Here is a 17,879-nt window from a genome sequence, read left to right on the forward strand (position 1 = left end):
TTTTATGAGAATTTATTTCCGGGGAAATTTATACGGTTGTAATCAGGCAACTGCTTTTGTAGAAGATAAGGGAAAAATTATCTTTATCGGAAGTGATAAGGAAGCATTAAAATATTCTGGTGAACAAATTGATTTAAATAATAAATATGTATATCCAGGTTTTAATGATTCGCATATGCATTTAGTTAATTATGGTCAAAGTTTAAAAAATGTTCTATTAGAAAAGCATACTAATTCGCTTAAAGCACTTTTAGAAGAATTAAAGAAACATTTAGTAAAGGGGCAGTGGCTGATTGGGCGGGGCTGGAATCATGATTATTTTACAGATGAACAGCGTTTTCCTACCCGAAAAGATCTTGATATGATTAGTGAAGAGGAACCGATTGTAATTACGCGGACTTGTGGACATATCTTAGTTGCTAATAGCAAAGCAATTGAATTAGCAAATATTACCAGTGAAGCAGTCGAGGGCGGCTATTTTGATTTAGATGCAGGATTATTTCAAGAAAATGCACTTTATTTGATCTATGATACAATCCCTCAGCCAACTATTGAAGAAATAAAAGATAATATTTTAATCGCTCAAAAAGAGTTACATAGTTATGGAATAACATCTGTTCAAAGTGACGATCTCTTGAGTGCCACTAGTGATTATCATGATGCTCTACAGGCTTTTGAACAATTAAGAGCAGAAAATAAACTAACGATAAGAGTTTACGAACAAGCACAGTTGCCGACGTTAAAAGCCTTAAAAGAGTTTATTAATTTAGGTTATTGTACCGGTAGTGGTGATGAGTTTTTTAAAATAGGCCCATTAAAAATGCTTGGGGATGGATCATTAGGAGCACGAACTGCTTTTTTAAGTAAGCCTTATTATGATGCACCTAAGACACGAGGAATTCCTGTTTTTAGTCGTGAAGAAATCAAAATGATGTTTGACTACGCTAATCGTCATGAGATGCAGATTGCTATTCACGCAATTGGTGATGGAATCTTAGATTGGATTTTTGAAGGATACGAAAATGCGTTAAAAAACTATTCTCGTGAAGATCCACGACATGGTATTGTGCATTGTCAGATCACTCGAGAAGATCAGTTGCTTAAATATCAGCAGTTACATTTACATGCTTATATTCAAAGTGTCTTTTTAGATTATGATAATCATATTATTAATCAAAGGGTTTCTCCCCAATTAGCACAAACATCATATAATTTTAAAACACTTCGTAATATAACGACTATTTCTAATGGGTCAGACTGTCCAGTTGAAGCCCCAGATGTTTTAAAAGGGATTCAATTAGCGGTTACAAGAACATCTATCGATGGGACTGGACCATATCTAAAAGAGCAGGCATTAACTAGAGAAGAAGCGATCGAGTCGTTTACGATCGGTGGTGCATATGCTTCATTTGAAGAAGAGGTCAAAGGAACTTTGGAGGTAGGAAAGTATTGCGATTTTGTTGTGCTTAGTGATAATATATTAGACGTAGATGTTCAGCATATTAAAGACATTAAAGTATTGGCTACTTATGTAGGTGGGCAATTAGTCTATGGAGGTCAGTAAATGAGAGTAAATGAACAGGCAGTAAAAAATATTTTAAAATCGGTTGGTAATGCTAAATTGGTCGCAGCAACAAAATATGTTGGAATTGAAGAGATTAATGAATTAGAAAAACTAGGAGTAAAGTATTTTGGCGAAAATCGAGTCCAAGCTTTTTTAGAAAAATATGAAAAGTATCATGGGGCACAAGAATTTCATATGATAGGAACGCTACAACCAAATAAAGTTAAGTATATAATTGATAAAGTTAGCTTGATTCATTCAATTGATAGTTATTCATTAATTAAAGAAGTAGAAAAACAAGCTAAGAAGCATGATTTAAAAATGCCAATATTAATCCAAGTCAATGTAGCAAAAGAGGAAAGTAAGCATGGTTTTGCAGTAGAAGAAATTGAAGATGTATTTGATTATTTAAAAGAATGTCCCCATTTAATTGTAAAAGGGCTAATGATGATGGCACCACATATTGATTCTAATGATACAGCAGTATATTTTAAACAAACAAAGGAGTTATTTGATCAATTAAATTGTAAATATTCAGAGTTTGAAATGACAGAATTATCAATGGGGATGTCTAATGATTATCACGAAGCGTTAAAGTATGGAGCAACGATGATAAGGGTAGGAAGTGCCTTGTTTGAATAAAGTAAAGTTTATAGAGTCGCGGAGTTTATTAATTTAAAACTCCTTTTTTCATTATAAAATATAATGTATTTTAAGAGATTTGGATATTATTTCAAATTTCTTTTTTTATTGAACTTGTAAAATGCTTCTCAAGAAATTGAAAGAATTTGCAAATATTTGCTCTTTTGAATTTAGGTATAATGAAATTGTAAAGGAAGGAGGCTTTTAAATGGAAGCTTGGGAAAATTATTTTGAAGTTATGGAAAAAGTTGTTGCACAAGTAAAAAATACGCAAAAAGATAATATCAAAAAAGCTGCAAAAATACTTGCTGATACAACTGAAAAAGGAGGTCTTATTTATGGGTTTGGGACGGGTCATTCTCATTTAGTAGTCGATGATGCATTTTGGCGAGCTGCTACCCCGGCTAATTATTGTGCTTTGCTGGAACAAAGTGCAACAGGCAGTTTTGAAATTACAAAAAGTTATTACATTGAAAATATGTATGAAATTGGAAAAATGATAGTTGATTATCATCGAATCACCCCTAATGACTGCATGATTATTATTTCTAATTCTGGCAATAATATTGCACCAGTAGATGCTGCTATAAGGGCAAAAGAAAAGGGAATTCCTATTATTGCGATTACTGCAGTGGAATATAGCCAATTCTTAAAGACAAAACATAAGGCAGGAGTAAAGCTTAAAGATGTTGCTGATGTAGTGTTAGATAATTGTTCATTAATAGGTGATGCGGCAATTGAGATAGAAAATTTTCCTATGAAAGTGGGGGCAACTAGTACAATACCAAATGTCTTTTTACAAAATGCAATATTATGTGAAATGGTTGATATTTTAGTTAAAAAGGGAATTCACCCGGATGTTTATTACAATGGTCATATGGCTTTTATGAATGAAGATTGTGCTGATCATAATGATAAATTAGTGGATAAATATTTTTATCGGATAAGGAATTTATGATGAAAGCAAGATCAAGATACTATCAGCATATTCATGATATTTTAAATAATATTGTAGATTCACAAGAAGCAGCTATTCAAAAAGCTGCCTTAGAAATGACCCAATGTATTGAAAAGGGACATACGATTTATGCTTTTGGAGCTTCTCATGCGGGAATTCTTACCCAAGAACTGTTTTATCGGGCTGGTGGATTGGCTTTAATTAATCCAATTATGGCAAAGGAAGTTCAATTAGATGTAAGACCAATAACTCTAACCTCGCAAATGGAGAGACTACCTGGTTATGGGACATTGATTTTAGAGCATACGCCAATACAAAAAGAAGATGTTCTAATTATTCATTCAGTTTCTGGTCGAAATACAATTGCAATTGATATGGCATTACGGGCTAAGGCAATGGGTGTGATCGTGATTGCTGTTACAAATATAGAATATAGTCAAGCTGTAGTTTCGCGACATGAAACAGGAAAGAAATTGTTAGATATTGCAGATATTGTTATTGATAATTGTGGAGATTTTGAGGATTCCAGTATTACTATTGATGGTCTAGACCAAAAGGTTGCCCCAACCTCTACAATAGCCGGAGCTTTTATTTTAAATAGTGTGATTATTCAAGTAGTAGAAAATCTAGTTAATGACGGCTTCGAACCACCGATTTTTCATAGTGCTAATATTGATGGAGGTGACGAATATAATCAAAATATCTTAAACCAATATAAAAATCGCATTCATTATATGAAGTGAGTAGAGAGGAGGCGTATGATTCTCTTATTGAATCATATGAGGATATCTTATGAATACTAGAAGTGTGGAAATATTGAAGAAGCTGTGCGGCGGAAAAAAATATCAAGTAGAAGATTTAGCACATGATTTTGAGATCTCTATTCGAATGATTAGATATGTTATTGATGATATTAATGATTTTTTAGAAACAATAAATATTAAAAAAAATATAATGATAAGAAATGGAAAGATTCAGTTTAATATTACTCATCAAGAAAAAGAGATACTGATGAAAGAAATTTCGAATTTGGATAATTATGTATATGCGATAAGTCCGTTTGAAAGAAAGTGCTATATTTTAGTTTCAATGTGGTGTTGCAGTGAACCACTCACAAGTCAGTATTTTGCTGATGAAATGAATGTTAGTAAAAGTAGTATTGATAAAGATATTCTTTCGATAAGACAAGAATATGAGGGATATGATTTTTCTATTAATGTAAAAACAGGAAAAGGCAGTTATATAGAGGGTGACGAAAGAGACATACGCTCATGTTTCTTTAGAGTTATTGAAAAGAATATTGATTTTAATAAATTTATGCACTTTCAATATACACCAATAACTTTTATTGAAAAGAATATTTATCGAATGGTCTTCGATAAATACTGGAAAATCATTATTAAAGTTATGAATGATTTTGAAAGTCATAGTGAAAAGAAATTAACCTATTTATCATATAAAGATATTTGTATCCATTTAGCTGTTTCTTTGACAAGAATAGAATTAGGGTATGATATCATCCTACATCAAGATTATTTGATTGAGATTTCAAAAACAGAAGGATATCATGATGCTCAATTTATTTGTTCACAAATAATGCAGGCATTAAATATTAAGATGTCACAATCAGAAGTTGCTATTATTACGATCTTATTAAATAGTGCTAGATATACGACTTTAAAGCGATATGTTATCTATGATTGGGCTAATATACAAATGATAGCAACTACTTTAGCCTTTAAAGTAGGAGAAAAACTTAATGTAAATTTTAGTCGAGATGAGGAATTGATCAATTCTTTAACCCTCCATTTAGGTCCTACAGTATTTAAACTGCAAAATCAAGTACCGGTTGTTAATCCGAGTTTGACAGTTATTAAGAAAAATTATCATGAAGTTTTTATAGCATTATTAGAAACAATTGATGAATTATGCTATAAGGAATTAAAAGGAATTAAAGAGGATGATATAGCTTTTTTAACGCTTCATTTTTGTGCCGCTTTAGAGAGAAAAAATCGTTTTAAAGATGTGTATAATGTTGTAATTGTTTGTGTTCATGGTTTTGGGACGGCTTCTTTAATGAAGGAGATGATCTGCTCGAGATTTAAAAATATTATTGTGAAGAAAACAGTAACTGAAGAACGGATTTTAAATATAGATCTCAGTAATATCGATTTTATTATTTCAAGTATTGATCTACAAATAATGCAGTGTTTGGTTGTTAAAGTCAATGTAATTTTAAAAGAGAGTGATTATCGATTGATTGAAAATGCTATGGAAAAAATTGTTCATCAAAATATTCAAGAAAGTGATACTTTTATGGATGGAATTTTAAGTATTGTTAAGAGAAACTGCGAGATTGTAAACTATCAGCAGCTTTTCGATGATTTCAGTGAATATTTTAAAGATTTAGGAATTGATGCAGGAATCAAACTGCAGCCATTATTAAATGAATATTTAACTGCTGATAAAGTTCTACTATGTGATACGGTCGATCATTGGGAGACTGCAGTCTGCTGTGCCGGACAAATGCTAGTTAAAAGTCAAGATATTGCAGAATGTTATATTAAATCAATGATAGATACGGTGAAAAAATCAGGGTCATATATGGTTATTGATGAAGGAATAGCCCTTATTCATGGAGAAATTGATTATGGGGTTAATCAAACATCAATGAGTCTGTTAATTATTAAAAATGGTGTCAAATTTAATCATGATAAATATGATCCAGTGCATATTATTTTATGTTTAGCGGCTAAAGATAATTATACGCACATGAAAGCATTAAATAATTTTATCAAATTTTTAGAGAATATAAGAAATAATGGAATAGAATGTTATTTTGAACTAGACTATGTTTTAGACCAGATTAATGAGGTAAGTAAATATGATTAAATATATAAAAGAGAATTGTGTGGATTTTTATAAAGAGTGCCATGATTGGAAAGAAGCAATTGTCTATGCTGGTTATCTATTAGAGAAAAATGGCTATATTGATCACCAGTATATAAATGATATGGTGAATATTATTGAAAAAAATGGCCCCTATATTGTAGTCATGCCAGGGGTTGCCTTGGCTCACGCAAGACCAAATGGTCATGTGTATCAAAATAGTATTAGCTTAGTAACTTTTAAAAATGGAGTGAAGTTTGGACACTCTGTTAATGATCCAGTTCGAGTATTGTTAGCGCTTGCAGCTAAAAGTGATGAGGAGCATTTAAAGCTGTTTCAAGAAGTGGCACTATGTCTAATGGATAGAAAATATTTACATAAAATATTTAATGCCCGTTCTTATCAAGATATTTTAAAGGATAATAAAAATATTGATGCTATTAAAGGGGGACTGATAGTTTCTTGTTATGCTGATTCAGCAATAAATCCCTATATGGACAATTCTATTGCAATTCAATGCCTGGCTCAAAGTTGTGTTGCTGGAGGAGCTAAGGCGATAAGAACAAATTTAGAACATGTAAAGGCAATTGCAGAAGTTGTAGATGTTCCGCTTATTGGTATTAAAAAAATCTATAAAGGAGATGATCCGCTTCATTCTAGTTTTAGAATTACACCAACAATGGATGAAGTCGATCAGCTAGTTGCAGCTGGCGTTGATGGTATAGCCATAGATGGCACTCAAAGAGAACGTTATGATGATTTATCATTAGAAGAATTTGTTAATAAAATAAAAAATAAATATCCAGAGTTATTTGTTATTGCAGATATTTCTACAGTGGAAGAGGGAATCAGAGCATCTAAAGCGGGAGTTGATGCAGTAGGTACTACTTTATCAGGATACACGCCATATTCTAAAAATCCAATTATATTTGGAACAGTGCCATCACCAGATCCAGATTATGAAATTATTAAAGAGCTAAAAACAGCCGGAGTATCAAGAGTCATTGCCGAAGGAAGAATTAATGACGGTAGTAAGATGAAGAAATGTATAGAGGCAGGAGCTTTTGCAGTTGTTATCGGAACATCCATAAGTGAGCCAGCTAAAATAGTAAAAACAATATTACATGATGCAAAAGAGGGATGAAAAATGAAAAGTTTTAAAGTTATCACGGTATGTGGTGCCGGAGTCGGAACAAGCACTTTGTTAAGAATGAATATTGATAAAACTTTTAAAAAATTTGCTTTACCATTAGAGGTAACAGTTGAGAATAAAGGATTATCAATGTCTAAAGGACTAATGTGCGATGCAGTATTTACTTTTGAATCGTTTGCTGATGAATTACGTTCTTGTTATGAGGATGTTATTGTAATCAATAATCTAATGGATATGAATGAATTAGAGGAAAAAATAAAAAAATTATTAGAAAAAAAGAATTTATTGTAGAGGAGGGAGATTATGTCAGTATTTAAAGTTATTGTAGATATTTTTCAAAATTATGTGTTTAATCAGCCGTTTATTTTCTTAAGTATTGTTGCGATGATTGGTCTTATTTTACAAAAAAAATCAATAGATAAAATTATTTCTGGATCAGTCAAAACGGGAATCGGTTATTTAATTCTAAGTGTAGGAACAAGCACAATCGCAGGCGTAGTTACGCCGATAGCTACGCTGCTGGAAAAAATTATGGGGATTGAAACAGTTGCAACTGGAATGGGAACAAATGCATTTACTGAACAGTGGGCATCGACGATTGCAATTATTATGGTTATTGGTTTTTTTATAAATCTAATTTTAGCTAGATTTACACCATTTAAGTACGTGTTTTTAACAGCACATCAAACATATTATTTGATCTTTGTTTATTTAGCTGTAGCTGTAGAAGTGTTTGCTAATCCAAATAATACGTTAGTCATTATTATTGGTGGTCTATTAACAGGAATCTACTGTACTTTAGCTCCAGCATTGGCCCAGCCTTTCTTGAGAAAGGTTACCGGCAGTGATGATTTTGCCTATGGTCACACCACAACATTCGGAGTTATTACGGGTTCATTAGTTGGAAATTTATTTAAAAAACATAAAAATGAATCGTCTGAAAACATTAATATTAATCCTAAATTAAACTTTTTAAAAGACATTACAGTTTCTACCGCTTTAGTTATGACAATCCTATATATCGTGGCAGTATGCTTGGCTGGTTTTGATTATGTCGAAGCGAATTTAAGTAATGGACAGCCCGCAATTTTATATGCGATTGTTTCTGGCGTTCAATTTGGAGTGGGGATTACAATTGTATTGAATGGTGTTTCAATGATGGTTTCAGAGATCACAGAAGCGTTTAAAGGTATTTCTGAAAAAATTGTACCCAATGCAGTACCAGCATTAGACTGTCCTGTCGTTTTTAACTTTGCTCCAACTGCAGTTATGCTAGGTTTTTTAAGTTGTTTAGGTACAGTTATATTGTGTACGATTATCTTTGGTGCAATTGGCTGGTATGCTCTGACACCACCGGTTATTACTACCTTTTTTGGAGGTGGACCAGCAGGTGTTTTTGGAAACTCTACAGGAGGCTGGCGTGGGGCTATTTTAGCTGGAGTCGTTGCTGGACTGTTATTGTCATTTGGACAAGCGTTAACGGTAGGCGTTTTATCAACAACAGTAGCGGACTTTGCTAGATGGTCAAATGATTTTGATTATTCTGTATTTCCAGCGTTTTTCAAATGGATACTACAGTTGTTTGCTTAAAATTATAAGGGATAAAATTATCCCTTTTTAAGTTTATTAAGATTGTCAAGAAAAGAAAAAGAAACTGACTGTCTTTTATATTTGTGTATTTAGCTCCTTAAAATTAACTTAATTAAAAAACTTTGACTATCTAAATAATTGCAATTCTGATGAAAATAGGATATTTTAAAGAAAGGGATAATTTAAGGGGATAAAGAAAATGATAACAGTTGCTAATAGTGCCGAGTATTTTATTAACGAATTTACTCAAGAAATATATGATCAAGTGTTAGATCATGTTGATTTTAAAAGCCTGGAGTGTAGTTGTGGGGCCAAAGGGAGTTTTGTTAAGATTGGATGTTATCCAAGATTTTATAAAACTGCAACTAATAAAATTTGTATTCGAATCCAGCGTGTGATGTGTAAACACTGTGGAAAAACACATGCAGTTTTTGTTGAGTGCATGGTACCTTCATCAATGCTTTTGCTGACTACACAAATTGAGATGCTAAGATCTTACTATAATCACCGGTTAGAAGAATTTTTAAGTAGTTATCCAACTATTGATCGTCCAAATGCTATTTATGTTATTAAAAATTATGAACGGAAGTGGGTAAATTATCTAAAAAAATCTGGATTTACCCTAAAAAGTAAAGAAAGAGAGATTCAGAGATATTTCTTTGAAAAATATCAAGTACAATTTTTACAGATGAAATGTTTCTCAAATTCATCCTCGTCACGCCTACTGAACCATTTGGTTTAGCTAATTTGCTATATACACATAAGTTTTATGTTCGAAATTGGAAAAATTTGTTATACTAGCACTCGGGATAAGTTAGGGGGGAGTGTATAAATGAGTTCTTTGAACATGAAATTAATATTAAATCACAAGTTCTTGGCAAATTATGAAACAGGCTCGGATATGATGTTTTAGTGCGCTTAAAAATAGGTTTTTAGACATGGGATAAAGGAAAAAAGTGAGGAGAAGTGTATTAGGCACAGAGTTATTTAAAAATGAATAATAAGGCAGGTATTGTGATTTTAACAGAAAATCATTTGTTGAAAGAGGAACTGGTCAATAAGATTAGAAGTAATGATCATTATGAAATTATTGCAACTTTTAATGATGGTGGTATATGTGAAGACTATTTAGCTACGCATACATGTGATTTACTTGTAATTGATTTAATTTTGACTAATATAGATGGTGCTGGAGTGATTGGGAATATAAGATCTAACAATCCAAAAGCCTTAAAACATGTTATTTGTATTAGTGATTTTACTAACTCACTAGTATTTGAAATGTTAGAAGGCTTAGCAGTAGATTACTGTTTAAAGAAACCGGTTGATTTAAACTATTTTATGGAAATCATTGATCGTATCTTAAAAATTAGATTAAAACATAATTTAGGTATTGACGATTATCATCAAACAGTTCTAAAAAAGGAAATTCATGATACGTTTATGAAAGTGGGAATGCCACGACATTTAAAAGGCTATAATTATCTAGTTACAGCAATTGTTTTAGTTTGTGGAAATATTAATCTTTTAGGAGAAATTACTAAAGAATTATATCCGCGTATTGCTAGAACTTATTGAACAACGGCATCACGAGTTGAACAGTCGATTCGTCATGTTTTAAAATGTACTTGGGAAAGTGGTTGTCAAGATGAGCTAGAGCAGCTATTTGGATTTCGGGCAAAACGTAAAACATGTAATTCTGAATTTATTTCAACAATTGTAGATGAGTTATTATCAAAGTATAAAGGAAGTTAACGATCCGAGGATTTAATTCCTCTTTTTATGTCAGTTATGGAGATCTCCATGATTGATATAAGAAAAAGATTAGTTTTTCTAAAATTAGGTAGAAAAAAAGAGCTTACGCTCTTATAAGTAACTATGACGGCTTGCCGCTTTTGTTTGATGTTCTAGACGAAGTTTATCAGCAATCATTGCAATAAATTCAGAATTGGTAGGTTTTGATTTAGTTGCACTGACTGTATAACCAAAGATATCATCAATTGCATCAGTATTACCACGGTTCCAAGCAACTTCAATAGCATGACGAATGGCACGTTCTACTCTTGAAGCGGTAGTACTGTATTGGCGGGCAATATCTGGATAAAGGACTTTAGTTACTTGACCTAATAATTCGATATTATAGTAAGTAGATAGAATTGCAGTTCTTAGGTACATATATCCTTTGATGTGGGCTGGAATCCCAACTTCATGAAGGATATCTGTAATTTCATTTTCTAACTTAATTTTTTGATATTTTTCAGATTCGTTTTGTGACATACCTTTAATATCTTCTAATGTAACTTTCATTACAGAATTTAAGGTTGTCGCAAAATAATTGATATCGAATGGTTGTTTAAAACAATAACTTACATTTAATTTTTCTAATGTTTCACAAATTAATGGATTAGTAAAGCTAGTAATACAAACTACTTTATTATAGGCACGACTATTTACTTCCTTAAGTTTATTTAGAACACCGATTCCATCAATGTTGGTAAGCATTAAATCAATAATTAATAAATCACAATTATTATTAGATAAATAGTTTAAACAGCTTGTTGCATTATCGCTAGTACCAATAACGGTAAAGTTATTTGTCGCAATTAAACTGTCCTTAATATTATTCAATAAATCCTTGTTTTCTTCTAAAATGTATACTGTATACTTTTTAACGTCTGTCATCTCTATATTCCCCTTTCGTTTTAGTGACAAAATTTATTATATTTATACAGTATAAAAGAGAAAAGGGTTTATTTATAGATAATTAGGGATTTAGTAAAGTAAGGAATTAAGTTCCCTATAACAAGAAAGTTTTCGTGAAAATTCGTGAAGAATTCTCGAATTTTCAAGGATAATAACGAGTCGTGTCGAACGGCTGATTATTCGATTTTTTGATTAAAAATTAAAACATTTAAATTATCATAATAAAAATATTGAACAGTATATTGCTTACTTGTATAGGGATTGAAAAGGTCAAACATTTCCTCTTGATCAATCAATCTTTTTTTTGCTTCCTGATAACAACTGTCACTAAATTTAAATTCCATCCAGGCAATATTATCATGTTTATACTGTTTTACCATTTTATTTAATGCTGCTTTATTGTAATTTTCGTTATAAAGATTCTCATATTTGAAATACGTATAATTTCCTTGTTTCGTTATTTCATATTGATCAAGAGGTTCATATAATTTCAACATATCATCAGAATCAAACATAAAATAGTTCATCATTGCAAAAATATTGCCTTCGCTATCATAATCACCCCAAGTAGCATCAAGATAGTAATAGTCATCATCTAGATAAATTAAATTCCAGGCATGATAAGCTTCATCGTCACTAGCACCAATTTCTTTACCCACGATATAGGCGCTTTTTATCCCAACTGCTTCAGCAAGATACTGAATAGCCTTTACATAGCCGCTGCAAACTGTTTCACCATAAATTAACGAGCTAGTAATATATTGATTATCTTTAGCATTATCAACATATCGACACTTCTCAATTACAAATTGATAAATTTTTTTTAATTTATCATAATCACTACTTTCACTTGAAATCGAATTTACTAATTCATCACGGACAGATTCTAATTGAGCTGTTAAAGTGTCACGTTCACTTTTAGAATATGAATAACTGGGAATATAATTACATATATCAACTTGATTTTGTAGCTCAAAATAATCTAGATAATAGATTTCGGGATGATCATATAAAACATAATCATTTATTTTTTGAACTAATTCATAATCATTACTGCTGATTGTGACCTTTTTTGCATTATCAAGAATGCAATTATAAATATTTTCATAAATTTCTTTTTCTTTAGATGATAAAGACTGATAATAGTATAAATAACTCGCATCGCCGCTTAAGTAGTCAGTATCAATAGTTATTGCTGGTCGAGAATTAGACTTTTCACGAAAACTAAAACACCCGGTTAATAAAAATAGTGATAATATCGTCAGTAATATCTTTTTCATTTTTGGATTCCTCCTATTTTTAGTATAACATGGATTATTCATGAGAAAGAAGGATTATGATAAAAGTGGCTAAAATTATCACATAAAGACCATAATATAACATGTTTATTAATAAACATAGATGAATGATTAATATTTCTTACAAAATTCTTAAAATTTCTATTTATTTCGACATAAATTTGTATTATAAAACAGATTATGATATTATTTAACGGTAAAAAAGTGCGAATATAGGAGGCTTATATGAAAGACAATAAGTTTATTAAATTTATTACTTCTAAGTATTTGATTTTGGCAGTGCAGTTATTCGCAACCGCATTGTTTACATATTTAATCTTTCAATTGGATCTAGTACCATTAAAATACTTGATTCCAGCGACAGGGGCATTAGGTTTATTAATTATAATTTTCTTCTTTATCATGAGGAGCGGGCAAAAGAAAATTAATCAAGGTTTAAAAAGCAAGCGTTCAATCGTTACAAAAATTATTAGCTTATTAATGAGTATTTTATTAATGTTCGCATCAAGTTATGTTGTTAGGGGAAATGATTTTTTTAATACCGTTACTAAAGCAACAACACAAAAATATTTAGTTTCAGTGATTACAATGAAAAATAATAGTGCAACTAAATTAAGTGATCTTGATGGAAAGAAATTTGGTGTATCTTATCAACATGATACAACGACGATTACTAAAGCAATTGCTGATATGGAAAATGATCTTGGGGAACAAGAAGATATGGTTAAATATGATGACTATAGCGGATTGGCCGATGCTCTGTATAAAGGTGAAGTAGATGCTATTATTGTTGGACAAGAATATAAGTCGATGTTGGAAGCAAATCATGATAGTTTTGATGACGAAACAAAAATTATTAAATCATATGAATATGAATCTAAGTTAAGTGTTACAACTAAACAAACAAATGTAACAGAAAACCCATTTACAATTTATGTTACTGGAATTGATACATATGGTAGTGTTAGTACCGTAGCTCGAAGTGATGTAAACTTGATTGTTACTGTTAATCCTAAAACAAAACAAATTTTGATGACCAGTATTCCGCGTGATTGTGAAATTCAATTGCATAAGAATGGTAAAATGGATAAATTAACTCATACCGGAATCTATGGAACAAGTGAAACAATTAGTACGATTGAAGATTTCTTAGATGTTGAAATTAATTATTTTGCGAGAACTAATTTTAGTGGAATGACAAATATTGTAGATGCTCTTGGTGGGGTAACAATCGATTCTGATTATAAATTCACAACATTACATGGTAATTACAACATTGTTAAAGGCGAAAACCAAATGGATGGGGATAAAGCATTATGCTTTGTTCGGGAAAGATATTCTTTACCAAATGGAGATTTTGACCGTGGTAAAAATCAACAAAAATTATTAAAAGCAATGTTAGAAAAAGCAATGTCACCAAAGATAATCACTAATTTTAATAATATTTTGACTGCGATTGAAGGAAGTTTTGAAACTGATATGTCAAGTAAAGAAATTAAGTCGTTATTGAATATGCAGTTAAACGATATGTCGGATTGGACTGTTTATAATGTTCAAGTAGAAGGTGAAGGTTATAAAACTTCGAAAACTGCATCAATGTATGGGACAGAGGTCTATGTAATGAAACCTTATCAAAAACAAGTTAAAAAAATTAAGAAGATCATTGATACGGTAGAACAAGGTGGAACTATTTCTGAAGAGGATTTAAAAGGGCTAGGAAACTAAAGAGCTTCATTATGAAGCTCTTTCTATTTAACAACAAAATAACCTATGCTACGACAAATCAATATGATATTATAAAAGGTGTTCGGTGAGGTGAGAGAATGGCAAAGAAGAAAAAGAAAAAAGGAATGTTTTCTAAACTTACATCTAAAGGAATTATTTTAACGATACAGTTAATTGCTTCAGCCGTATTCTTAGGATATATTTATGTATTGAAAATGTTACCAACTAGGTATTATGCAATTTTAATAATTGTTTTAATAGCATTATTATTGCTTGAAATGATTTGGATTACATCCGGAGCACGAAGAAAAAGAAGAACAGGAAAAGGCTTTAGAATTTTTATTAGTAAGTTCGTAAGTGTTGCTTTATCTGCTCTATTGATCGTAGGAAGCGTGTATGCTTCACAGGGTAATAGTTTTTTAAGTAATATTACAAGTGCATTTACACAAACTAGAGTTATTGCAGTATATGCAATGAAGCAAGGAAAAATTAATAAAGTTGAAGATTTGAAAGGAAAAACAATCGGAGTAGAAAATAAAACTAGTGTATCTAGTATTACCGATGCTTTAGCACAAGTACAAGAAAAAATCGGTAAAGAACCTGAAAAGAAAAATTATAGTGATTATGCTGATTTAGCAGATGCTCTGTATAAAGGTGAAGTAGATTGTATTGTTGCTGATCAGTCATATTTAGGTGTGTTGGAAACTAATCACGAAAGTTTTGAAGATGAAACTAAAGTGGTTTATAAAATGGAAGTTCAAGAAAAATTAGAAGCAGTAACAACAAAGACAGATGTTACTGAAAATCCTTTTATTGTCTATATAACTGGTATTGATACATATGGTTCAGTTAACACTATCTCTCGTGCGGATGTAAATCTTGTTGTTTGTGTCAATCCATTGGAAAAACAAGTATTGATGGTTAGTGTTCCTAGAGATACTCAAGTCAATCTGCATAAAAATGGTAAGATGGATAAAATTACCCATTCAGCAATGTATGGAATTAATGAGACGATTCAGACACTAGAAGACTTTTTAGATCTAAAAGTCAATTATTATGCAAAAACTAATTTTAGTGGAATTACAAACATTATTGATGCCTTGGGGGGAGTGGAAGTAGATTCACCGTATGAATTTACAACATTACATGGTAATTATAAGATAAAAAAAGGTGTCAATGAATTAAATGGTGATCAAGCATTATGTTTTGTTCGGGAACGTTATGCTCTACCATCGGGAGACTTTGATCGTGGTAAAAATCAGCAGCGGTTATTAAAAGCAATGTTGAAAAAAGCAATGTCACCGAAAATTATTACTAACTATAGCAATATTTTAGCAGCTGTTGAGGGAAGTTTTGAAACTGATATGTCAAGTGATGATATCAAGTCATTAGTTAATATGCAGTTAGATGATATGGCCAATTGGGAAATGTTCAATGTTCAAGTAACTGGTGATGGGGCTATTTCATATGATACATATTCGCAAAAAGGGAAGAAAACATATATTACAATCCCTTATAAAAAATCAATTCAAAATATTCGTAAAGTAATTGATAAAATTGAAGCTGGTAAAAAACTTACTGAAGCTGATGTAAAAGGATTAAGTTAGCCGACGATTATAGTCGGCTTTTTATGTTAAATTTGTTAAATTTATTTAAGATTGTTGATTTTTTTGTTAATTAAGCGAATTGATTGAAACCGATATTATTTGTGCTATAATGAGATAAAATTTAAGGTTTGTTGTTGTAAGGAGAGAAGTAGATTGGCGTTTATTAAGAAGATAAAAAAATTAAAAAAGAGTGTTAAAATTACTGGTGGAGTAATTATAGGAGTTATTGTTGTCTTTGCTATTTTTTCATTTTATTATCGTGATAAGTGGTATCCTAATACATCTATTAATGGAATCGATGTATCAAGCATGACTTATGAAGAAAGTAAAAATGTATTAAAGAACCAGATTGAAAGTTATGCTTTGGAAATAGGGGCAGAGGGAAATCAAAAGCTTACGATTGCAGGGAAAGATATTAATTTAAGTGCAGATTTTGAAAAAAATCTAGAAAGTGACTATAAAAATCATCGCAGTCAACGTAGTATTTTTGGGATTTTTAGTGGTTACAACCATGATATTGATTTAAAAATATCTTATGATCAAAATAAATTAAGTGAAATAGTTAATGGTTCAGTGCTTATCAATGGGAATGAAGAATATCAAATTGTGCAGTCAACAAATGCTCATATTGAATACGATGAAACAACGAAGAGTGGAAAAATGGTTAAAGCAACAATTGGAAATGAACTAAATCTCGAAAAATTTAGTAACTTAATTACAACGTCAATAAGTAAATTAACTACAAAGATTGATTTAACTGATCAAGATAAATATGCAGAAGTTTATCAACAGCCAGTTAGTGATATTAGTGATAAGCATTTAGAAGAGATGTTGAATACGTATAATAATTATCTATTAAATTGGATCAACTGGGATATGGGAGAAGGCAAAGTTGAGACGATGACACCAGATGATATTAAAAACTGGTTAAGCTGTAATGATAAAGGTGAAGTTGTCCTTGATAAAGAAGCAATGAGTGAGTGGATTGAAGAATTTTGTTTGCGCTATAAGACAGTTGGAAAGAAACGTAATTTTACGACTCATAATGGAAACGTGATTCAGATTTCAGGTGGTGACTATGGCTGGCGCCTTGATTATGAAAAGATCGTTAAACAAGTAGAAGCAGCGATTACTGAAAAAACGGACAGTAAATTAATTGAGGCCTACCTCAGTGAGCAAAGTAAAAAGAATCAAAAAGCTTTAACAACGGAATTAGAACCAACTTATTCTAATAAGGCGTATCAAAAAGATTATGAAAACTTTGAAAATGATTGGGATACTCAAAATTATAGTGAAATTGATTTAACTGAACAAAGAGTATACGTGTATCGCGATGGTCAATTAGCTTATTCTTGTATTTGTGTAAGTGGATTACCAACTGAGAAAAATGATCGTATCACACGTACAGGGGTATGGTATATCAAAGAGAAAAAACCAGAGAAAGTTTTAGTTGGCGAAGATTATGAGACTCCGGTTAAATATTGGATTAGAATTATGTGGACAGGAACTGGATATCATGCTTTGGATCGAAGCGACTGGGCAAATTGGACTCCAGATCTGTATAAAGTAAAAGGATCACATGGATGTTTGAATCTTCAAGAAGAGGATGCCAAAAAATTATATGAGCTGATTAGAATGAATGATCCAGTTTTTATTCATTATTAAAATTATTAAAAAGCATTTTCTTAGTTAAACGGCTCCGTGTCAATAGTGGAGGGGCTTAAGAGATAGCGAAAGCTATCTCTTTTCT

At 31.2% G+C, this 17,879-nt stretch carries 14 protein-coding genes and 1 pseudogene; 13 read left to right on the plus strand and 2 right to left on the minus strand.

Annotation, left to right across the window (positions count from 1 at the left end):
• The first annotated feature begins 4 nt into the window (after positions 1-4).
• The 10 genes and pseudogenes from KSU54_RS13130 to KSU54_RS13175 all read left to right on the plus strand — a co-directional run bounded on the left by KSU54_RS13130 (position 5) and on the right by KSU54_RS13175 (position 10,551).
• Positions 5-1,564 carry an amidohydrolase gene (locus KSU54_RS13130; RefSeq protein ID WP_003535426.1) on the plus strand — a complete coding sequence of 520 codons (1,560 nt, stop codon included), beginning with the start codon at positions 5-7 and terminating at the stop codon, positions 1,562-1,564.
• Positions 1,565-2,206, plus strand: a complete 642-nt coding sequence (locus tag KSU54_RS13135; RefSeq protein WP_003535425.1) for a YggS family pyridoxal phosphate-dependent enzyme — start codon at positions 1,565-1,567, stop codon at positions 2,204-2,206.
• Positions 2,207-2,414: 208 nt separating this feature from the next.
• Positions 2,415-3,164: a sugar isomerase domain-containing protein gene (locus KSU54_RS13140; RefSeq protein WP_003535424.1), complete on the plus strand. Its 750-nt coding sequence runs from the start codon at positions 2,415-2,417 to the stop codon at positions 3,162-3,164.
• A complete protein-coding gene (locus KSU54_RS13145) occupies positions 3,161-3,907 on the plus strand; it encodes a sugar isomerase domain-containing protein (RefSeq protein ID WP_224209047.1) in 747 nt (248 codons plus the stop codon). Before KSU54_RS13140 ends, KSU54_RS13145 begins: the two co-directional genes overlap by 4 nt.
• Before the next feature lie 49 nt (positions 3,908-3,956).
• Positions 3,957-6,056 (plus strand): BglG family transcription antiterminator, encoded by a 2,100-nt coding sequence (locus KSU54_RS13150; RefSeq protein ID WP_117792631.1) that lies wholly within the window; start codon positions 3,957-3,959, stop codon positions 6,054-6,056.
• A complete protein-coding gene (locus tag KSU54_RS13155; protein WP_003535418.1) occupies positions 6,049-7,197 on the plus strand; it encodes a putative N-acetylmannosamine-6-phosphate 2-epimerase in 1,149 nt (382 codons plus the stop codon). Before KSU54_RS13150 ends, KSU54_RS13155 begins: the two co-directional genes overlap by 8 nt.
• 3 nt (positions 7,198-7,200) lie before the next feature.
• Positions 7,201-7,497, plus strand: a complete 297-nt coding sequence (locus KSU54_RS13160; RefSeq protein WP_003535417.1) for a PTS sugar transporter subunit IIB — start codon at positions 7,201-7,203, stop codon at positions 7,495-7,497.
• 12 nt (positions 7,498-7,509) lie between these two features.
• On the plus strand, positions 7,510-8,796 hold the full coding sequence (locus KSU54_RS13165) for a PTS ascorbate transporter subunit IIC (RefSeq protein WP_003535415.1): 1,287 nt from the start codon (positions 7,510-7,512) through the stop codon (positions 8,794-8,796).
• Positions 8,797-8,995: 199 nt separating this feature from the next.
• Positions 8,996-9,538 carry a hypothetical protein gene (locus KSU54_RS13170; protein ID WP_003535413.1) on the plus strand — a complete coding sequence of 181 codons (543 nt, stop codon included), beginning with the start codon at positions 8,996-8,998 and terminating at the stop codon, positions 9,536-9,538.
• A 251-nt stretch (positions 9,539-9,789) separates the two neighbouring features.
• Positions 9,790-10,551, plus strand: a pseudogene (locus KSU54_RS13175) (sporulation initiation factor Spo0A C-terminal domain-containing protein).
• Between the two features lie 111 nt (positions 10,552-10,662).
• Here the strand turns inward: KSU54_RS13175 and spo0A are convergent.
• Positions 10,663-11,478 (minus strand): sporulation transcription factor Spo0A, encoded by an 816-nt coding sequence (gene spo0A / locus KSU54_RS13180; protein WP_003535410.1) that lies wholly within the window; start codon positions 11,476-11,478, stop codon positions 10,663-10,665.
• A 197-nt stretch (positions 11,479-11,675) separates the two neighbouring features.
• Positions 11,676-12,779, minus strand: coding sequence for a transglutaminase domain-containing protein (locus KSU54_RS13185; RefSeq protein ID WP_003535408.1), 1,104 nt, complete (start codon positions 12,777-12,779; stop codon positions 11,676-11,678).
• A 243-nt stretch (positions 12,780-13,022) separates the two neighbouring features.
• Between KSU54_RS13185 and KSU54_RS13190 the strand changes: the two genes are divergently transcribed.
• From KSU54_RS13190 to KSU54_RS13200, 3 genes are all read left to right on the plus strand, one after another.
• Entirely contained in the window at positions 13,023-14,522 is a 1,500-nt protein-coding gene (locus tag KSU54_RS13190; protein ID WP_003535406.1) for an LCP family protein, read from the plus strand.
• A gap of 98 nt (positions 14,523-14,620) precedes the next feature.
• Positions 14,621-16,129, plus strand: a complete 1,509-nt coding sequence (locus KSU54_RS13195) for an LCP family protein (protein ID WP_003535404.1) — start codon at positions 14,621-14,623, stop codon at positions 16,127-16,129.
• A 153-nt stretch (positions 16,130-16,282) separates the two neighbouring features.
• Entirely contained in the window at positions 16,283-17,794 is a 1,512-nt protein-coding gene (locus tag KSU54_RS13200) for a L,D-transpeptidase family protein (protein WP_003535403.1), read from the plus strand.
• Positions 17,795-17,879: the final 85 nt, after the last annotated feature.

The organism is Erysipelatoclostridium sp. MSK.23.31, from assembly GCF_019125875.1.
Lineage (GTDB): Bacteria > Bacillota_I > Bacilli_A > Erysipelotrichales > Coprobacillaceae > Thomasclavelia > Thomasclavelia ramosa.